Origin of the sequence: Thalassolituus pacificus, from assembly GCF_025318105.1 — a bacterium.
Classification (GTDB): domain Bacteria; phylum Pseudomonadota; class Gammaproteobacteria; order Pseudomonadales; family Oceanobacteraceae; genus Venatoribacter; species Venatoribacter pacificus.
In genome coordinates, this window is sequence record NZ_JAOANI010000012.1 from 340,351 (window position 1) to 359,519 (window position 19,169).

Below are 19,169 nucleotides of genomic sequence, written 5' to 3' on the forward strand. Positions count from 1 at the left end.
TAAAAAGCAGAGAATTAAAGCAGGTGAACGTTATTCTTCCGGCCAGGTACCGTCGTCATCCGCCATAAACTCTTCGCCATCGCCAATAAAATCATCGGCATCGTCGGCGCTGTCCACGCCACCGAATAAATCATGCAGCAGGCTTTTTTCATCGCCACTGACCGACGTTTCAGCCATATCCGGATGTTCAAAGCAGACCTGATTACGCCCCTGACGTTTGGCCTGATAAAGATAATGATCAGCCCGGCCAATCAAACTGCTGGCACTGTGCGGCTCCTGCGCACTGTGTAATGCCAGGCCGATGCTGGCGGTAATCTGTAATTCACCACCGTCTATCTGCACCCGGGTAGAGGCAATATTTTCCCGCAGCCGCTCAGCCACCTGCACGGCCAGCATCAGCTCGGTGGAAGGCAGAATAATGACGAATTCCTCACCACCATAACGGCACTGCACATCCAGTTTGCGGGTGCTTTCGCGGATCAGTCGTGCGGTTTGTTTCAGCACTTCGTCACCGGCGGGATGACCCCAGGTATCGTTGATGGATTTGAAATGATCCAGATCGACCATCATCAGTGCGGTAGACATCAGGGTTCGCTGGGTTCGTTCCAGCTCCTGTTCCAACGCCTCGCGGAAATAACGCAGATTGTACAGGCCCGTCAGCGGATCGGTCGCCACCTGCTCGCGCAGCAACTGCACTTCATCAATAACGGGGCAGCTCAGCTCCCCGACCGGACATGCGGGGATTGTCTGGTTACTGCTTTTAGGTTGTCCGGATGACGCGACGTCGTTCATCTGTCCACTTAAGTGTGTTGTTGTGAACCGCTGCTGAGCGCGGTGACTCGGAGGCAAGAGCCAATTAACGCTCAAAGTTTAGCCGAAGATCAGCCGCTTGCCGGAGATTTCAGTGACAAATCTGTCAGAAATCATCCGGCGCACGTAAACCGGCGCCCAGCTCATCCACATCCGGTTCCAGCCCCGCAGCACCAACCCCGTCGAGCCTGCCGTTCAGGGTTGGTAAGCGCACACTGAACTGCACGCCACGAATATCCAGCGGCATAAAACTGAGCTGGTCGGCTTTGCGTCCGCCAAGGCTGATCAGCCATTGCGGCTGCGCCGGATTGTGTGGATCAAACCACTGACTTGTACTTTCTTCCATCGTCAGGCGGGCGACCTGTGGTTGGCTGGTGCTGCTTATTTCAATACTGTGCAGACGCTTGCCCGGGCTCAGCTGCCACTGCTTTGCGGCCTCTTCGTTGCTGTCAGCCAGGCGTACCAGCGGTTCACCCGCGCTATTCAACTCGACGTCCAGATTCAGGTTCTGCACCTCGCCACCAGCAAGTTCCAGTCGCAGGTGATAGCGTTCGTGGTGGTTGTGAATATTGTCGAAGCCGATATCACCATCAAAACCCTGCACAATTTGTTGGGCAAAATACAGCCCCAGCCCTTTGCCGTTGTGTTCACGCGCGCGACGGGTGGAAAAACCCAGTTGGAAAATCTGCTCGCGCGCTTCGTCACTGATATGCGGGCCACGGTTGTACACGCTCACACATAAACATTGCTGCGCTTCCCACAAGCGAATAGCGATGGGGGCAAAACGACTTTTATACTGACGTTTAGTGGCAAAAAACTGGGCATTGCGCAGCAGGTTTTCCAGCAACAAAACAACATGGTTGGCATTGCCCAGCAAATCATCGCAGGCATGCAGTTCAATACGGTACAGACCCTCACTGTCAGTCAGCAATAACGGCAGCGGTTGTTTTGCCAGCGCCTGAGAATCGTATAAAAACGCCGGCTCCGGATTGCCCTGTGCATCACACAGGGTAACGCCCAGATGCAGCGTCAGCGTATCCACTAACGCCCGCTGCGGATCGAACGTTGGCAGCATTGGCAATTCATCCAATGACGTGCCTTGTAACTCCGCCTGAAACAGTAATTCTTCACAGCGGCTGACGTTGGCACCGATGTGCAGCGCCATATTGTCGGTGGTGGATAAATCGAGCAAATCCCACAAATAACGCATGCCCACCAGCGCCTGCTGATACAGCAGCGCATTATTACCCTGCTCATCCGGCAGACTGTGGCTGGCGGCGTAGGTTAAAGCTGACTGTACCTTATCGAACGAAATAACACCGTTATGGCGAACCTCGGACGCGATGCTTTTAAAGTGCAGGTATTTTTCGTCGTACTCCATATATTCCAGCAGTTTATCGCTGATAAAGAGTTTCAGTTTGTCGGTATGACTGGCCGAGGTCTGCGCCCGCTGCTGCAGCTGACGTTTGCTGTTCCATAATTGTTGCAGACTGGCTTTGACCTTTTGCTGCTGGCGGGAAAAGTGTTTGAAATCCAGCCAGGCAAGTATTAAAAAACCGCCAAATGCGGCGATAAAATACTGGGCATTGAAGACAACCGCCGGAATTTTCAGACTGTCCACCAGCCCCGGCGATAGCAACAGCAAGGCGTAAAAAAGCAGTAATTTAGCGGCTAATAAGGTGCGCCACGGATAACGGATACGGAAGATAAATTTATCGCCGCGGTCTTCCTTCTGCAGAGTCTCTTCCGCTCTGTTGCTGTCTTTCATCGCTGCTCCGTTTATCAGTCTTTAGCGGCTGGCCTGAACCTGTTTATTTCAGACCGGCGCTTTCCATAAATACGCACCTTCAGCACCAAAGGTTGCGATGCCCTGCCCGGATTTACACAGATTCATAAATTCGTCTTCGTTACCGTGGGCCAGTGCCAGCGATTTACGCAGTGTTTTAATATGCTGACGGTAATTGGCGTAGGAAAACTTTTCCAGATCGGCATCCAGCCATTCCGCCATTTGCAGCGTGGTGACCGGGCGTGGCGATGCTTCGACTAAAAAGCGCAGAATTTTGCGCGGCGTCGGTGCCAGAGGCCGGGTCTGATTGGCCGGATTCATTAATTTCTGACCTTTCCACCACACTTCCCAGCTGACCAGATCAATGCGTAATTCACCGCTGACTAACTGTGATTTTTTATTCGCCGCCGGGGTCAGACTCTGGCGCAGCAGGGCTTTCATGCGCCACAGCAAAACACCGTCGATGTTGCGCTGATGCTTGGCGATAAAATCCTGGGTAACGCCCTGTTCAAAGGCTTTCTGTTCGATACCGGTGCCGGAATGTTCCGATAAAAACACGATCGGCAACGCCGGCCATTTTTTTAACAATGCCCGCGACACACTGAAGCCACCGTCATCATTACCGTTCAGGCTGGCGTCGAGAATAGCGATATGTGGCGCATCGGCATCATCGGTCTGACTGATACGCGCCAGCGCGGCTTCCGAGAACTTAAACACCTCAAGCTTATTGTGTTCAGCGTCCGGCAGGTCGGCTTCCGCGCCCGGTGCAAAATCGGTGCGTTCCAGCAAAGCCCGGAACTTGTCGATCCAGTGGCTCTGATCTTCAACCCAGAAAATTTTGATCATTTTTCCCTCCCAGCTATGCCGAGCATATCACCAGCCGCCGTCCGTGAAGACGCCAGGACACAACCGACGCGACAGAAATCACATTCTTCTCACCGATTTTTCACCGGCATCACGCAATCTGTATTCATCGGCTCTCCGCAGCCACTATTTTCTGAGCAACACGAGGACAGAATCATGAATGACCTACTCACTCTCTGGTCCGCCAATACCGCTGTATCCGCTGCGATCTGGCTGGTGCTGGCGATGACCCTGCTGTATTTCGGCCGCAATCCGGCACACCGCATTCTGCTGACCGGCGGTCACGGCCTGCGCCATGTACTGCGCATGGCCAGCCGCGCATTGAGCCAACTGGAACGCCACCTGACCAAGCGTAACCGCGAAGTGTTACTGGCCGCCGCGCGCAACGATGCCGAACGCCGTATCGAACGCGAGTTTGCCCGTATCCAGACCCTGGTTGCACGCGATTTATCCGGCTACCCGGCACTGCACCGCCAGATCAGCACCGCCATCGACAGTGTCGAGAACAGCTATCGGGAATCCGGCGACAGCGCGCCGCTGCCTCCGGCCTGGGGTGAAGTGGTGAATACCATTGCCGCACTGCCCAGCCATGGCGATCCGGCGGTTGCGAAGATTCTGAGCAATATTAAAGACGCGGTGCACGACACCCATAAAGAAACCCTGAAAACCTGGCAGACCAGTGCCGACCAGCGCCATAAATTGCTGGCCAAAATGCAGCCCGAATGGCGCACGCTGAACGGCAAAATGGACGAAGTGGCACGCACTATCGATAATCTCGATAACCGCACCCACCAGCTCGACAAGCAAATGCAGCAGTATGAAGAAGTGCGTCGTGGTGAAGATGCCGCCGTGCGCAGCCTGACATCCAGCTCGCTGACCCAGTTTTTTATCGCCGGTCTGGTACTGGCCATCGCCCTGCTCGGCGGCCTGATCAACTTCCAGCTGATTGCCATGCCGATGTCAGAAATGGTGGGTGGCACCAGTTATATCGGCAGCGTGAAAACGTCGGACATTGCCGCGCTGGTGATTATTCTGATTGAAATTGCGATGGGTCTGTTTTTGCTGGAATCACTGCGCATTACCCGCCTGTTTCCGATCATCAGCAGCATGGATGATCAGATGCGCCGCCGCATGATGATTATCAGCCTCAGCATCCTGTGCATTCTGGCGGGTATCGAAGCCTCACTGGCCTATATGCGTGACCTGCTGGCACTGGATAAAGAAGCCCTGCAGCAATCACTGAGCATGGCAGCGAATGCCTCCGGCGTAGCGGCCAGCAATGCGGAATTCCGCTGGATTCCATCCATCGGGCAAATGGTGATGGGCTTTATCCTGCCGTTTGCGCTGGCCTTTATCGCCATCCCGCTGGAGTCCTTTATTCACTCGCTGCGCACCGTGCTGGGTCTGGCATTGGTCGCGGTGATCCGTCTGGTCGCCATTGCCGCCCGTCTGCTCGGCAATCTGGCCGGTCACAGCGCCACCCTGCTGACCCACGCCTACGACCTGCTGATCATGCTGCCGTTAAGCATCGAGCGTCTGTTCAGCCGTAAGCGCGAAGCGGCAACTGCGGTGCAGTTTGCTGACAGCCAAACCACCGACGAGCTGGCCGATGCCATCCCGGATGTGGCTGCCGAAGAAAAACGCAGCCGTAAAAGCCGCAGCAAAAACAACAGCAACAACAGCAACAACAGCAACAACAGCGGCGACGCGGCTGTAGCCGCCGCCTGAATCAGAGGAGTGACAATTATGAATAGCTTCAAACGTCTGGTTGCCACCGCCGCCCTGCCCCTGAGCTTACTGCTCAGTGGCTGCGACGAACCAGCCCCACAGAATAAAGCGGTCTACCTGCTGATCGACACCTCGGGCACCTACACCCAGGAGCTGAACAAAGCACAGGCCATTCTCAACTATCTGCTGGCCAACCTCGACAGTGGCGACTCCATTGCCGTGGCCCGTATCGACAGTGGCAGTTTCAGCGAGAAAGACATCATCGCCAAAACCACTTTCGATATGCGCCCCAGCACCGCCAATGATCAGAAACGCCAGTTCAAGCTGGCCATGGATGAGTTCGCCGCCAACCTGAAAAAGGGCAGCGCCAATACCGACATCACCGGCGGTGTGCTGCAGGCCACGCAATATCTGAACGAAACCGGTGCCGGTAATAAATACGTCTTTATTTTTTCCGATTTAGAAGAGGATTTACCCCATGATCACATTAGAAACTTTCCAATTAGTCTGGATAACATTCACGTGGTTGCTCTCAATGTCACTAAGCTACGCAGCGATAACATTGACCCGCGGGACTACCTCAACCGACTCGCAAATTGGCAGCACCGGGTCATAGAAGGTGGCGGTGACTGGCGCGTGATTAACGATCTGGAGCGTATGGATAAGCTGATTGTTGCCAATTAATAATCATGGTTAAGAACCTCATCTTCTCTCAATAAGTTCTCCCCTTGCCGGCCTTCAGTGCCGGCTTTTTTTATGCAGCTTATCTCTGCCTGCGGCGCCGCTGCTGTTATGATCGGCACACTGCCACGCAACGAAAAACGCCATGAGCACCAAAGACACCGATACCCGCCCCGACCGTAATTTCGACGATCTGGCCGCACGCTTTGCCCGTACTATTTACGCCACACCCAGAGGCCAGCTGCGGCTGATGGCGTTACGTGCCGATTTTGCTGATATGAACATCGCACTGTCGGACGCCAGTGTGCTGGATATCGGCGGCGGTCAGGGTCAGTTTAGTCTGGAGCTGGCACAGCAGGGGGCAGCGGTAAGCTTGTGCGATATTTCCGCCGAAATGCTGCAGCTGGCGCGCGATCAGTTTGCCGCTCAGCAACTGCCGCTAACGGTAAAGCAGTGTGCACTGCAGGACGTTGCCGCAGAATTTCCGCAACCCTTCGATATTGTGCTTAATCATGCGGTACTGGAGTGGCTGGAAGATCCCTTTGCTGCACTGCCATTACTCGCAGAGCGGGTAAAACCCGGCGGCTGGTTATCACTGATGTTTTATAACCTGCATGGCCATCAATTCCGCCAGCTAATGAACGGCCGCACCCATGCACCACAGTCGGCCAACCCGCGTTTACGCGATGAAGGCAATGCGCCGCAGCACCCCCTCGACCCGGATGCCATAGAACAGGCGCTGAATACCCTCGGCTTTAACGTTGAACGCTGGCGCGGCATTCGTTGTGTGCACGATCATATGCATCAGAAAATCCGTGACCGCATTGGTCAGGACGCGGTGAATAAAGCCGATCTCGAATTCGGAACGCTGCAGCCCTACCGGCAGTTTGGACGCTATGTGCATTTTCTGGCGCGTAAACAGGGGTAATTAATGTCTGTAAAAATTCTGATCAGCGCCTGCTTGCTGGGCCAACCGGTGCGCTACGATGGCCGCGCCAACGACGACAAGACCGACAACTTCCGCCACCAGTTGCAGCGCTGGCAAGAGGCGGGGATTCTGATTCCTGTTTGTCCTGAAGTCGCCGGAGGTTTGCCGACACCGCGTCCGGCTGCGGAAATTGATCAGGGAGATGGTGAGGCGGTTTTGCAGGGCAAAGCGCGCATCATTTCACGCGACACAGAAGATTTTACCCGCGAGTTTATCGATGGCGCTCAACAGGCATTGGCCTGCGCGCAGCGCCACGGTGTGATTGCGGCATTGCTGGCGGCACGCTCACCGTCCTGCGGCAGTGACGGTATTTATAACGGTGAGTTTAATGCCACACTGCGTGAAGGTATGGGCGTAACGGCAGCCCTGCTGAGCAAGCACGGTATTCCCTGCTTCAGCCCGGAAAAGTTTCCTGACCTGCTGCAATGGCTCAGACAACAGAATAAAGCATTCGCGCAGCAATTTATTGATTAATCATAAGGTCATCTCACTATGCCCCGCTTAATTACTTCGCGCGTATCTCTCCGGCCAGTCCTTGCTTGCCTTCTGTTTTTATCGGCGGCTTCTCCAGCCCAGGCTTTTTTAAATACTCAGATTTATCAGGCAGGCAAAGACAGCCAGGGATTACGCCTTGGCTGGCATAACGAAAATCCGGATTTTTTCTGGCGCACGTATATCGGCATTCAACAGGATGCCCGCTACGCCGGTGATTATTATGCCGCCACTGGAGCTGACTGGGTAATTCCTGTGCCCGGCACACTGTCGACGGTCTTTATTGGCCCACGACTGCAGTTTGATGCCGATAAAATAGCGGGGATTCACGCGGGTTTTACCCTGTTTAAAGCTTTTGAGATGGGCTGGCAACGCGATGTGAAAAACCAGAAGACGCAGATGTATGCAGGATTAAACTGGAGTTTTTGATTGGCTTCAGAAACTGCAAACAGCGTCAGGACACAACGACAACTATGGATCAGCGAACGGAATATGTATGGCTTATTTTGCATTACCCCGTTCATACTTCGACTGCTTCGCGCTAGTACGAACGGTGTTTTATGTGAGCCATGCTGTGCGTACATGTTCTATGTGAGACACGCAGTGCGTACGGTGTTTATATTTCACTCATATTATCCGTTCGTCCTGAGCAGTGAGGCACGAACGTGTCGAAGGACTCGTCGATCCTTAGCCTGTCGAAGGAAGCCTGCCCTTCGGCCTACGCGCTCTCCGTTCGCTGGCGCTTGCAGCGGACCAAATGGCTCCCGGCCATTTGTCGAACCTGGGGAGGTTATTCGTATCATCCTGATACTCACCCTGCGGGCTAAGCATTAATTCGTTCCCGACGAATTAATCTCACCTCCGTCGCTTAACGGTGGCTTCGATGACGTTTCAGATATTTTGGATTTTTTAACTTCGGATGAAGCTTTAAGAAATGGCGCGCTCGGGAGGATTCGAACCTCCGACCGCCTGGTTCGTAGCCAGGTACTCTATCCAGCTGAGCTACGAGCGCGCATCAGGTATAACAATTCACGAAGGGGCATTCTGTCTTAGGGGAAAGAATGGCGCGCTCGGGAGGATTCGAACCTCCGACCGCCTGGTTCGTAGCCAGGTACTCTATCCAGCTGAGCTACGAGCGCGCATCGTGGGGCGCGTATTATAGGGAGTCAGTGCTAACTGTCAACGCTTTTAATACACATCTGCGGGAGCAGAAAAACGTGGCGGAGAGAGAGGGATTCGAACCCTCGATAGGGGTAAACCTATACACCCTTAGCAGGGGTGCGCCTTCAGCCACTCGGCCATCTCTCCAGTTCACGGCGCGCATGATACCACGTTCTTACAAAAATCAAAGGAAAAAATTTAACAAAATGAAGATGTTAGTAATTTCCCGGACTTTCCTCGTGACCTTCGTCACCGTCTTTCTCGCGCTGAATGCGCTGGTAAATCTCTTCACGGTGTACGGCAACTTCTTTCGGCGCGTTGACACCAATACGTACCTGGTTTCCTTTTACGCCTAAGACGGTAACAGTGACTTCGTCACCCACCATCAAAGTTTCGCCTACGCGACGGGTTAATATAAGCATAGGAGTTCTCCTGACATTCCTGTTCGGTTCTAGGGTGCTTTGGCGATTAAGCCGATATTCTCACGTTCCAATGCTCAGTATTGACCACTATGGTCAGAAATGAAGCCAAGGAGAGACGTTATTGAGAATATTTAGTTATTAGGGAACGTTCAGTCATTGAACGTTCCCTAATGGGGACGGAAGGACGGAGATTATTCTGCCTGCTCTTCTGCATCCAGGCCAAAGGCTGTATGCAGGGCGCGGACCGCCAGTTCCAGATACTTTTCTGCAATCACCACAGAGATCTTAATTTCTGAGGTGGTGATGGCCAGAATATTAATATTCTCATCAGCAAGAACTTTGAACATTTTGCTGGCAACGCCGGCGTGAGAACGCATACCCACACCCACCATAGACACCTTACAGATGTCATCAGTTCCGGTCGCTTCGCGGGCGTTCAGTTCCTGGGACAGGTTGCCCAGAATTTTCAGCGCTTTCTGATAATCGCTGCGATTAACGGTGAAGGTAAAGTCGGTAGTACCGTCTTCCGACACGTTCTGCACAATCATATCCACTTCAATATTGGCGTCGCTGATAGGCACCAGGATGCGGGATGCAACGCCTGGTACGTCGGGTACGCCTTTCAAAGTAAGCTTTGCTTCGTCGCGGTTGAATGCGATGCCTGAAATTACTGGATTTTCCACGGAGCTGATCTCCTCCATCGTGATCAAGGTGCCGTTACCTTCCTTAAATGAGGAAAGTACACGCAGGGGAACTTTGTATTTGCCGGCAAATTCAACCGAACGGATCTGCAGAATTTTTGAACCCAGGCTGGCCATTTCCAGCATTTCTTCAAAGGTTACTTTATCCATGCGACGCGCTGCGGGAACTACGCGCGGATCGGTGGTGTATACACCATCGACATCAGTATAAATCTGACACTCATCGGCACCCAGTGCCGCGGCTAATGCCACGCCTGTCGTGTCGGAACCACCGCGACCCAGCGTGGTAATGCTGTTGTCGTCATCAATCCCCTGAAAACCAGCGACAATGACTACGCCACCGGCATCCAGCTGCTTACGCATCGCCTGGGTATCGATATCTTCGATACGGGCCTTCATATAAGCACTGTCGGTTTTAATGCCGACCTGCCAGCCGGTAAAAGAACGGGCATTCACACCGCGCTTCTGCAGCGCCATCGCCAGCAGGGCAATCGTCACCTGCTCGCCGGTAGAAACCAGCACATCCATTTCACGGGGAGTCGGGCTGTCGGAAATGCCTTTCGCAAGACCGATCAGACGGTTGGTTTCACCGCTCATTGCGGAAACCGCTACGACTAACTGATGGCCGGCGTCGTGGAAAGACTTAACTTTATCGGCAACGGCCTCGATGCGTTCGATAGAACCTACGGATGTACCGCCGTATTTCTGTACGTATAGTGCCATGATGTGTCTTTACTGGGATTGACTGGTTGAAGGGGCGCTCATTAAACAACAAATGCACACAACAAGAAAGATGGCCTATTGGCTTAAAACGCAACAGTCTGATACCTGATCAGCGTTTATCTTCGTGCTTAAATTAGCGCGGTCAGGAAAAGCGTATAAACCGCCAATCTGCAGATAAAAAAACAGCGGGCAATGCCCGCTGTGTTGGTGTTGCATACGCTTAAGACAACTGCGCCTGTGCCCACTTACTGAAGGCCGCCAGAGCATCGTCGATGCCTTCCGGCTTCTGACCACCAGCCTGAGCCATTTCCGGCTTACCGCCACCACGGCCATCGACATAAGGCGCGCATTCTTTAACCGCATCACCGGCCTTGGCTTTGCCGATCAGGTCTTTGGTCACACCGGCCAGCAGTGTCACTTTACCTTCGGTTTCTGCTGCCAGCATGATCAGCGCAGAACCCAGCTTGTTTTTCAGCTGGTCCATCGTGGTGCGCAGTGCTTCCACATCGGCACCATCCAGACGGGCTGACAGCACTTTCACGCCGTTAATATCCTGCGCATTGTTGGCCAGATCGGAGCCGGCACTGGAAGCCAGTTTGGATTTCAGCGCATCCAGTTCTTTTTCCAGCTGACGGTTACGCGCCATCAGTTGTTCAACTTTGTCGCCAACGTTATCAGCCGAACCTTTCAGGTTGCGGGCAATACCGTTCAGAGTGGCTTCTTCGCGGGCAATAAAGTCCAGCGCTGCCTGCCCCACGACCGCTTCAATGCGGCGGATACCGGCGGCAATACCGCTTTCGCTGCTGACTTTCAGCACGCCGATATCACCGGTACGCTTGGCGTGAGTACCACCACAAAGCTCGACCGAGAAGTCATCCACACCCATCGACAGCACGCGCACTTCGTCGTCGTATTTTTCGCCGAACAGTGCCATCGCACCGGAGTTACGGGCATCGTCGATGTTCATCAGACGGGTCGTTACTTCGGTATTGGCGCGGATCTGAGCGTTAACGATGCTTTCGATCTCGGCCAGCTCTTCTGGCTTAACCGCTTCCAGATGCGAGAAGTCGAAACGAAGCTTGTCGTAAGTTACCAGCGAGCCTTTCTGACTGACATGCTCACCCAGCACTTTACGCAAGGCTGCGTGCAGCAGGTGAGTGGCCGAGTGGTGAATGGCGGTGGACTGGCGTTTTTCCGCATCCACGGTCGCGGTCAGCTGGTCACCGACCTTTACAGAACCTTCTACCAATACACCTTTGTGCAGGTGGTTTTTGCCTTCTTTGCTGGTGTCTTTCACCTGAAAGACAACGCCGTTGGCTTTCAGGAAACCACTGTCGCCAGCCTGACCACCGCTTTCGGCATAAAAGGCGGTTTCATCCAGCACCAGCACCGCTTCGTCACCGGCTGTCAGTTGCTCAACCGCCACACCGTCTTTAAACAGGGCTTTCACGCTGCCGGTATTTTCCAGCTGGGTGTAACCGAGAAATTGAGTGCTGCCGTCGATTTCCAGACCTTTGCCGTAGTTGCCAGCAAAGTTGCCTGCCGAGCGGGCCATTTCACGCTGTTTATCCATCGCGACGTTAAAGCCGTCTTCGTCGACTTTAAGATCGCGCTCACGCGCTACGTCGGCGGTCAGATCCAATGGGAAGCCATAGGTATCGTACAGTTTAAAAGCGGTTTCACCCGGAATGGTGTCGCCTTTCAGACCGGCGATAGCATCGTTCAGGATCGCCATACCTTTATCCAGCGTTTTGGCGAACTGTTCTTCTTCCAGACGCAGCACTTTTTCAACGTGCGCCTGCAACGTACGCAGCTCCGGATACGCTTCGCCCATCTGCTCAACCAGAGCGGCCACCAGCTTGTGGAAGAAACCCACCGGCGCCCCCAGCATATGACCATGACGTACGGCGCGGCGGATGATACGGCGCAACACGTAACCACGGCCTTCATTGGATGGCAGCACACCATCAACAATCAGGAAGCTGGTTGAACGGATATGGTCGGCAATGACGCGCAGAGACTTGTTCTCGGTATCTTTGCAGCCAGTCAGTTCGCCGGCGGCTTGCAGCAACGCCTGGAACAGATCGATTTCGTAGTTGCTGTGTACGCCCTGCATGATCGCGGAAATACGCTCCAGCCCCATGCCGGTATCGACCGAGGGTTTTGGCAGCGGCAGCATTTCACCGTCAGGCTGACGGTTGAACTGCATAAATACGTTGTTCCAGATTTCGATGAAGCGATCACCGTCTTCTTCCGCTGATCCCGGAGGCCCGCCCCAGATGTGTTCACCATGGTCGAAGAAGATTTCGGTGCACGGGCCACACGGGCCGGTATCTCCCATTGCCCAGAAGTTATCCGATGCGTAACGCGCGCCCTTGTTGTCGCCGATACGCACGATTTTCTCCGCCGGAATGCCCATCTGTTTGTTCCAGATGTCATAGGCTTCGTCGTCTTCGGCGTAAACCGTGACCATCAGCTTTTCTTTCGGCAGGTTCATCCACTGCGGCGACGTCAGGAATTCCCAGGCAAACTTGATGGCGTCTTCTTTAAAGTAATCACCAAAGCTGAAGTTACCCAGCATTTCAAAGAAGGTGTGGTGACGCGCGGTATAGCCGACGTTTTCCAGATCGTTATGCTTACCACCGGCACGCACACAGCGCTGCGACGATACAGCGCGGCTGTAGCTGCGTTCGTCCTGACCAAGGAACACATCCTTGAACTGCACCATACCAGCATTAGTAAACAGTAATGTCGGGTCATTACCGGGAATCAGTGGGCTTGATGGCACCACTTCATGGCCTTTGGAGGCAAAGTAATCAAGGAATGCCTTGCGAATGTCTGAGCTTTTCATACGGCTGCGGGTATCCGGAAGCGGTTAGTCAAAGTTAAAGGAGAAGGAGTATAGCGGTTTGCGCGCTTCAGGCCGAGTCCCTGCGTGAGGGTTCGTTATCTGAGCCGTGGCTAGCGCAGCCTGACGGTCATTGATCATCACAAGCTGTCATATATCCCGTGGACAGACCGGCAATAAAAGACCACTTGACGAATTAACCCCAAAAGATAACTATATAAGCATATTCTAATTTAGAGAAAGGTGATGTTATGAATGTCGATCGCATGATTTTCGCAATTGCCGGCCTGTTTGTTCTGATCAGCGTTGGCCTGTCACAGATTCACAGCCCCTACTGGTTATGGTTCACCGCGTTCGTCGGTGCCAATATGTTTCAGGCGGCATTCAGTGGTTTTTGCCCACTAGCGATGATTCTGAAAAAATTGGGCGTCAGCACCGGTAAAGCCTTCCAATAATAGGACTGGCAGAGAATAACCCGCTGACATTGGCCGGAATTCACAGGTTCCGGTCAACCTTCCCCGCTATAATCCCGCCGTCATCCGGAGGGTTTATGCGTTCTGTATCTATTTTATTGTTATTTTTCTGCTGTCAGACATTTGCTGCTGACTGGCAACCGTATCCTGCCGAACTGCCGCAGTTCGACTACAGCGACAGTCGCTTGCAGGAATTCTGGCCACAACTGAATCAGGGGCCCGGCCTGCCCTATCCGGACGAAACCTTTCTCCGCGACATGATGGCGAAATATCCGCAACTCGCCGAATTTACCCTAGCCCAGGCACGCCAACCGGATGCTCACCCGGCTTTACAGGCACTGCTCAACGACGACCTGCAGCCACTGGCAGCCGCCAGCCAGCAGGTCTGGCGTTTGCATTATGAAGGCCGCTTTCAGCAAGCCTATGAATTGGGCAAACAACTCGGGCCTGCTGGTGCGATTCCTGCGCTGTATTCCAAGCTGATGTACGCCGCACTGATTGTGCAGGACAAAGACACCAAGCTTGCCACCTTCCGTGAAGCAGCCGCCGAGTCTGAACGTTTACTGCCGCTTGCACCGGACTACGCTTTCGCCGAATTTGGCCTGGCTTATGCTCATGCCCGCATTCTCGAACTACTGGATACCAGCGCCGCCACGGCGACCGGCTTTCTTGGCGATACCCAGGATGCCATGGCCAATCTGCAGGAACGTTATCCACAACAGGCGCTCTATCCGGCCATGCTGGGCGGCTTGCATGCCGGTGTGGTTGAGCGTGTTGGTTCCTTTGTCGGCCGCATTACTTATGGTTCAACCGAAAGCCGCGCCCTGGCAGCATTCAGCCGCGCACTGGAACTGCAGAACCAGCTGCCGGTTATCTACAACGAATATGTTAATGCCCTCGCCCGACTGGATGAGGATAAGTACCACGACAGCATGATCACACTGCTGCAGCAATGCGTTAAACTGCCGGTACTGAGTGCAGAAGAAGCCCTGAATCGTCAGGTCTGCGCCAATCACCTGCAACAATGGCAAGGCGCCGAATAAGCGCGGCCATCACCGGACAATATAATGATCACTGCTGTGCTGATTGCCATGGTTCCGGCCATGGTGCTGCTGATGCTGCATCTCGCCATCGGCCCTTTTGGCCACGTGCGTTTCCTGCACTGGCATCTGCGCTGGAAAACAATGCCGGTCTGGCTGCAACGGATACTGTTACTGCTGGCAACAGGCATTTTATTAGCCGGTGCCAGCCATTTACTGGGCATCTGGCAGCAGCCACCACCTCTTCCTGATCGCTGAAACACAGCGTTCACCGGCATACTCCGCTAATGTGAAATTCTGATGAATAAAAGCGGCCAATAGTGACAGCTTTGTCCGTATAATGGCGGCAGTTTTTTCACTTACCGGAGTCTCACCATGCAACGTATCGTCATTATTGGCGGTGGTGCAGGCGGACTGGAACTGGCAACCCAATTAGGGCGCAAGCTCGGACGGCGCGGCAAAGCCGAAGTCGTTCTTATTGATGCCAACCCCACCCACCTGTGGAAACCCCTGCTGCACGAAGTCGCCACCGGCGCACTGGATTCAGGAATCGATGAGCTTAACTACCGCGCCCATGGCAAGGTACATGGCTTTAATTTTCAGCTTGGACGTCTGTCCGGTCTGAACCGCGAACAACGTGAAGTGGTGCTGGCACCGATTCATGACGAACAGGGCGAATTAATCGTTCCGCAGCGCAGCGTCAGCTACGACACCCTGGTAATTGCCATCGGCAGCGTAACGAATGATTTCGGCACCCCCGGCGCAAAAGATCACTGCATCTTCCTCGATAGTCGTCAGCAAGCCGAACGCTTTCACCGCACATTACTCAACGAATTTCTGCGTGCCAGCAACAGCGAGAACCCGCGTAATCTGGAAATCGCTATTGTCGGTGCCGGTGCAACCGGGGTGGAATTGTCTGCTGAGTTGTACAACACCGCTGAAGTACTGAGCAGCTACGGTCTGAAAAACGTATCACCAGAACAGCTGAAAGTGACTTTAATTGAAGCCGGCGAGCGTATTCTTCCGGCGTTGCCACCGAGAATATCAGCGGCCGCCACGCGTGAGCTGGAAGTGCTGGGCGTCGCAGTGCGCACCGGCACACTGATTACCGAAGCCAACGCAGAAGGCTTTGTGACCAAAGATCAGGGTACTATTCCGGCACGCCTTAAGGTCTGGGCCGCCGGCGTCAAGGCACCGGAATTCATGAAAACGCTGGGGCTGGAAACCAACCGCGCCAATCAGCTGATCGTCAATGCCAGCCTGCAAACAGAAGACAGCAATATCTTTGCTCTGGGCGATTGCTGCAGTGTTATGCACAGCGACGGCAAGCCCGTTCCACCACGCGCCCAGGCCGCTCACCAGCAAGCAAGCCATCTGGTTAAAGCGTTGCGCGCTCACCATCAGGGTCAGCCTTTGCCGGAGTTTGTTTTCCGCGATAAAGGTTCGCTGGTTTCTCTCAGCCGCTACAGTACGGTAGGTAGCCTGATGGGCAACCTGACCAGCGGTTCGATGATGATTGAGGGGAGACTGGCGCGGATTGTTTATGTGTCACTGTACCGGTTGCACCAGATTGCCTTACACGGCTACTGGCACACGCTGCTACTGAGTCTGGTAGGCCACATAAACAAAGTGATCCGGCCACGCCTGAAGCTGCACTGAGCCTCCTCAGGCTTCGTTGGTTTCAGTGATCAACGCCTGGCGGTAATCACCAGGCGTTGCATCCGTCCAACGTTTAAAGGCCTTATAAAACGCACTGGGTTCAGCGTAGCCAACCATAAATGCGATTTCGTACAACGGAAGACTCTCGTCCCGGATCAAACGCATGGCGATGGTCTGACGACTCTCATCAAGCAACGCCTGGTAAGTAGTGCCCAGCGCCTTCAGCCGACGCTGAAGATTGCGCACACTGATGCTCAACTGGGCGGCAACCTCCTCCTGAGAAACCTGACGCTTGAGCAAACAGCCCTGAAGAATGCGTCGCAGCTCACTGTACAGCCGCAACTGCTCCTGAAACTTATCGGCATTACGATCAAAATCGCGCAACAGACTGACGTACAAAATAGGCTGCTGCCGCGGATTCAGACGCTGCCAGGCGGCAGCCGATATCTCCAGCGTATAGTGATCGCCGGCCCTGACATCGGGAATCAGAAAATCGTTAAGCTCGGCAATATGTGCAGATTCCAGTGGTGCAGATACGGTCAGATCATGGTCGGCATAACCGCTGCCCAATACCTGATGGCAGGCTTCCGCCAGGGTAACCACGGCTTGCAGTAACTGCTGCGGCAAAAGCTGCAATCCGGCATGGGGCTCAGCCCGAACCACCACTTTGTGCTCTCCGGCACTGATAACGAAGTGAATACTGCCGACCGACAGGTGCATAAAACGTAATGCGGCCGGCAATCCCTGAGAGAGGTTCTCAGAATATTTTAACAAGCGGCTAAGCGGCAAATCGCGTTGCGCCAGATATCGACCGGTACGGGCAGGCAGCAGTCTATCGCTGCCTTGTGCGGCGACATACTGGTGGGCAAGCTTCAGCTTGTCAGCATCGACCCATGGCGGCATAGGTTGCGCCGGCGTCATGCTTAATAAACTCCAGACAGGAGTGATATCAATACCTTGACTGTCCCAGAAACTCAGCAGGTGCTGCACCAGTACGATATCGACCTGTACAGTTGGGCTCATATCCCTCCCCAACGATCTTATGATTATTAATTGCCGGTCTCCACCGGAAATTGAACAGATGTTCTATATATAAATGTACCAATTCGATCATGGTTAGCAGTGAGGAGAGTGTCAATAGACTGAGGCGACAGTGGAAATAATGTCGTGAAAAAGGCAGTTTAGTCAGGAAAATTCACTAGATAGCACCGGAAAGTTGATTTATTCCGGCAAGCTGGATGCCTGCAATTGTTCCAGTGCGTAGTTGATTTGGTCGCCATTAAAGCCGCGATAAGCCAGAAAACGGTACAACCGGGCGCGTTCACGCACATCGTTACGTTCCAGCCCGCCACTGCATTTGCGCTGGGCAAACTCGGCCGCAAGCTCGAACCAATCGGTTGCTAAGTTGGCGATAGCCGCCTGAATCTGTTCACTGTTCAGGCCTTTTTCACGCAGCTCCTGTTGCAAGCGCAAAGGGCCGTAACGGTGACAGCGGCTGTTCAGAAAGGATTCAGCAAAACGCTCATCAGACTGCCAATCACGTTCGGCAAGATCATCAAGCACCCTGTCCACATCTTCGGGATCGGCTGCTTTCGGTGAGAGTTTGCGTGTTAACTCGCGGCGGGAATGATCACGCCGGGACAGCAGATCAACGGCTGCCCGGCGTAATTCAACCTGCGTCAGCTCAGGCTTCGGTTTCTTCATCCACTTCACTGGTCGTGTCGGATGTAACAGCTACCGCCAGCATCTGACTGCGGATTCCTGCTTCAATCTCACTGGCCATTTCCGGGTGATCCTGCAGGAATAAAGCAGCATTCGCCTTACCCTGGCCAATCTTGTCGCCTTTATAGCTGTACCAGGCACCGGATTTATCCACCAATCCGCACTTAACACCCAGATCAATAACTTCGCCCATATGGTAAATCCCCTGACCATACATGATCTGGAATTCGGCCTGCTTGAACGGTGGCGATACTTTGTTTTTCACCACTTTCACACGGGTTTCGTTACCGATAACTTCGTCACCCTGTTTTACCGAACCAATACGACGGATATCCAGACGTACGGAAGAGTAAAACTTCAGCGCATTACCGCCGGTAGTCGTTTCCGGGCTGCCGAACATCACACCGATTTTCATACGGATCTGGTTAATAAAGATCACCAGACAGTTGGCATTTTTAACGTTACCGGTGATTTTACGCAGCGCCTGCGACATCAGACGTGCCTGCAGACCAACATGACTGTCACCCATATCGCCTTCAATTTCAGCTTTAGGAACCAGAGCTGCAACGGAGTCGACAACGATGACGTCCACCGCACCAGAGCGCACCAGGCTGTCACAAATTTCCAGCGCCTGCTCGCCGGTATCTGGCTGAGACACCAGCAGACTGTCCAGATCAATGCCCAACTTTTCGGCGTACAGAGGATCAAGTGCGTGCTCGGCATCAATAATGGCAACGGATTTGCCCATTTTCTGCGCCTGTGCCATCACCGACAAACACAGTGTGGTTTTACCGGAACTTTCCGGGCCGTAGATCTCAACGATACGGCCAACCGGCAGACCGCCAATACCCAGAGCGATATCCAGTCCCAATGAACCGGTAGAAATAGCGGGAATGGCTTCGCGCGGCTGTTCACCCATTTTCATAATGGCGCCTTTACCAAACTGACGTTCAATCTGGCTCAGTACCGCATCAAGTGCTTTTTGTTTGTTAGCATCCATCGCTCTGTCCTGTCTGTGTTTAACTGTGGTGATTCAGGCTGAGAGGTCTGTTGTCTTGCACCGGACCAATC

Annotated in this window: 18 protein-coding genes and 3 tRNA genes; 9 read left to right on the plus strand and 12 right to left on the minus strand. The window is 53.7% G+C overall.

Annotation, left to right across the window (positions count from 1 at the left end):
- Window positions 1–30: 30 nt before the first annotated feature.
- From NYR02_RS04535 to NYR02_RS04545, 3 genes are all read right to left on the minus strand, one after another.
- The gene (locus NYR02_RS04535) at window positions 31–792 is read right to left on the minus strand and encodes a GGDEF domain-containing protein (protein ID WP_260975208.1); all 762 of its coding nucleotides are present in this window, start codon (window positions 790–792) and stop codon (window positions 31–33) included.
- Between the two features lie 124 nt (window positions 793–916).
- Window positions 917–2,578, minus strand: a complete 1,662-nt coding sequence (locus NYR02_RS04540) for a sensor histidine kinase (RefSeq protein ID WP_260975209.1) — start codon at window positions 2,576–2,578, stop codon at window positions 917–919.
- A gap of 48 nt (window positions 2,579–2,626) precedes the next feature.
- The gene (locus tag NYR02_RS04545; RefSeq protein ID WP_260975210.1) at window positions 2,627–3,442 is read right to left on the minus strand and encodes a response regulator transcription factor; all 816 of its coding nucleotides are present in this window, start codon (window positions 3,440–3,442) and stop codon (window positions 2,627–2,629) included.
- 174 nt (window positions 3,443–3,616) lie between these two features.
- Between NYR02_RS04545 and NYR02_RS04550 the strand changes: the two genes are divergently transcribed.
- The 5 genes from NYR02_RS04550 (at window position 3,617) to NYR02_RS04570 (ending at window position 7,778) form a co-directional block, all read left to right on the plus strand.
- Window positions 3,617–5,188, plus strand: a complete 1,572-nt coding sequence (locus NYR02_RS04550) for a G protein-coupled receptor family protein (RefSeq protein WP_260975211.1) — start codon at window positions 3,617–3,619, stop codon at window positions 5,186–5,188.
- Between the two features lie 18 nt (window positions 5,189–5,206).
- Entirely contained in the window at window positions 5,207–5,872 is a 666-nt protein-coding gene (locus NYR02_RS04555) for a vWA domain-containing protein (RefSeq protein ID WP_260975212.1), read from the plus strand.
- 142 nt (window positions 5,873–6,014) lie between these two features.
- Window positions 6,015–6,797, plus strand: a complete 783-nt coding sequence (locus NYR02_RS04560) for a methyltransferase domain-containing protein (protein ID WP_260975213.1) — start codon at window positions 6,015–6,017, stop codon at window positions 6,795–6,797.
- A gap of 3 nt (window positions 6,798–6,800) precedes the next feature.
- On the plus strand, window positions 6,801–7,331 hold the full coding sequence (locus tag NYR02_RS04565; RefSeq protein ID WP_260975214.1) for a 2-thiouracil desulfurase family protein: 531 nt from the start codon (window positions 6,801–6,803) through the stop codon (window positions 7,329–7,331).
- An 18-nt stretch (window positions 7,332–7,349) separates the two neighbouring features.
- Window positions 7,350–7,778 (plus strand): hypothetical protein, encoded by a 429-nt coding sequence (locus tag NYR02_RS04570; RefSeq protein ID WP_260975215.1) that lies wholly within the window; start codon window positions 7,350–7,352, stop codon window positions 7,776–7,778.
- Window positions 7,779–8,284: 506 nt separating this feature from the next.
- On the opposite strand, the gene NYR02_RS04575 is transcribed toward NYR02_RS04570, so the two are convergent.
- The 6 genes from NYR02_RS04575 to alaS form a co-directional block, all read right to left on the minus strand.
- Window positions 8,285–8,361 (minus strand) — tRNA-Arg (locus NYR02_RS04575).
- A gap of 50 nt (window positions 8,362–8,411) precedes the next feature.
- Window positions 8,412–8,488: transfer RNA gene (locus NYR02_RS04580), tRNA-Arg, on the minus strand.
- 79 nt (window positions 8,489–8,567) lie between these two features.
- Window positions 8,568–8,657 (minus strand) — tRNA-Ser (locus tag NYR02_RS04585).
- 68 nt (window positions 8,658–8,725) lie between these two features.
- Complete coding sequence (csrA, locus tag NYR02_RS04590; RefSeq protein WP_260975216.1) at window positions 8,726–8,932, minus strand: carbon storage regulator CsrA; 207 nt, start codon at window positions 8,930–8,932, stop codon at window positions 8,726–8,728.
- A gap of 191 nt (window positions 8,933–9,123) precedes the next feature.
- Window positions 9,124–10,356, minus strand: a complete 1,233-nt coding sequence (locus tag NYR02_RS04595; RefSeq protein ID WP_260975217.1) for an aspartate kinase — start codon at window positions 10,354–10,356, stop codon at window positions 9,124–9,126.
- Between the two features lie 220 nt (window positions 10,357–10,576).
- Window positions 10,577–13,207, minus strand: a complete 2,631-nt coding sequence (gene alaS / locus NYR02_RS04600; RefSeq protein WP_260975218.1) for an alanine--tRNA ligase — start codon at window positions 13,205–13,207, stop codon at window positions 10,577–10,579.
- A 248-nt stretch (window positions 13,208–13,455) separates the two neighbouring features.
- Here alaS and NYR02_RS04605 point away from each other — a divergent pair, with 248 nt between their 5' ends.
- The 4 genes from NYR02_RS04605 to NYR02_RS04620 all read left to right on the plus strand — a co-directional run bounded on the left by NYR02_RS04605 (window position 13,456) and on the right by NYR02_RS04620 (window position 16,376).
- Entirely contained in the window at window positions 13,456–13,659 is a 204-nt protein-coding gene (locus tag NYR02_RS04605; RefSeq protein WP_260975219.1) for a YgaP family membrane protein, read from the plus strand.
- A gap of 95 nt (window positions 13,660–13,754) precedes the next feature.
- Window positions 13,755–14,720, plus strand: coding sequence for a tetratricopeptide repeat protein (locus NYR02_RS04610; RefSeq protein ID WP_260975220.1), 966 nt, complete (start codon window positions 13,755–13,757; stop codon window positions 14,718–14,720).
- Window positions 14,721–14,744: 24 nt separating this feature from the next.
- On the plus strand, window positions 14,745–14,975 hold the full coding sequence (locus tag NYR02_RS04615) for a hypothetical protein (protein WP_260975221.1): 231 nt from the start codon (window positions 14,745–14,747) through the stop codon (window positions 14,973–14,975).
- A 117-nt stretch (window positions 14,976–15,092) separates the two neighbouring features.
- Window positions 15,093–16,376, plus strand: a complete 1,284-nt coding sequence (locus tag NYR02_RS04620) for an NAD(P)/FAD-dependent oxidoreductase (protein ID WP_260975222.1) — start codon at window positions 15,093–15,095, stop codon at window positions 16,374–16,376.
- Window positions 16,377–16,382: 6 nt separating this feature from the next.
- On the opposite strand, the gene NYR02_RS04625 is transcribed toward NYR02_RS04620, so the two are convergent.
- From NYR02_RS04625 to recA, 3 genes are all read right to left on the minus strand, one after another.
- Complete coding sequence (locus NYR02_RS04625) at window positions 16,383–17,399, minus strand: helix-turn-helix domain-containing protein (RefSeq protein WP_260975223.1); 1,017 nt, start codon at window positions 17,397–17,399, stop codon at window positions 16,383–16,385.
- 198 nt (window positions 17,400–17,597) lie between these two features.
- Window positions 17,598–18,080: a regulatory protein RecX gene (locus tag NYR02_RS04630; protein ID WP_260975224.1), complete on the minus strand. Its 483-nt coding sequence runs from the start codon at window positions 18,078–18,080 to the stop codon at window positions 17,598–17,600.
- Window positions 18,061–19,098: a recombinase RecA gene (gene recA, locus NYR02_RS04635; RefSeq protein ID WP_260975225.1), complete on the minus strand. Its 1,038-nt coding sequence runs from the start codon at window positions 19,096–19,098 to the stop codon at window positions 18,061–18,063. The genes NYR02_RS04630 and recA overlap by 20 nt, the downstream gene beginning before the upstream one ends.
- Window positions 19,099–19,169 lie beyond the last annotated feature (71 nt).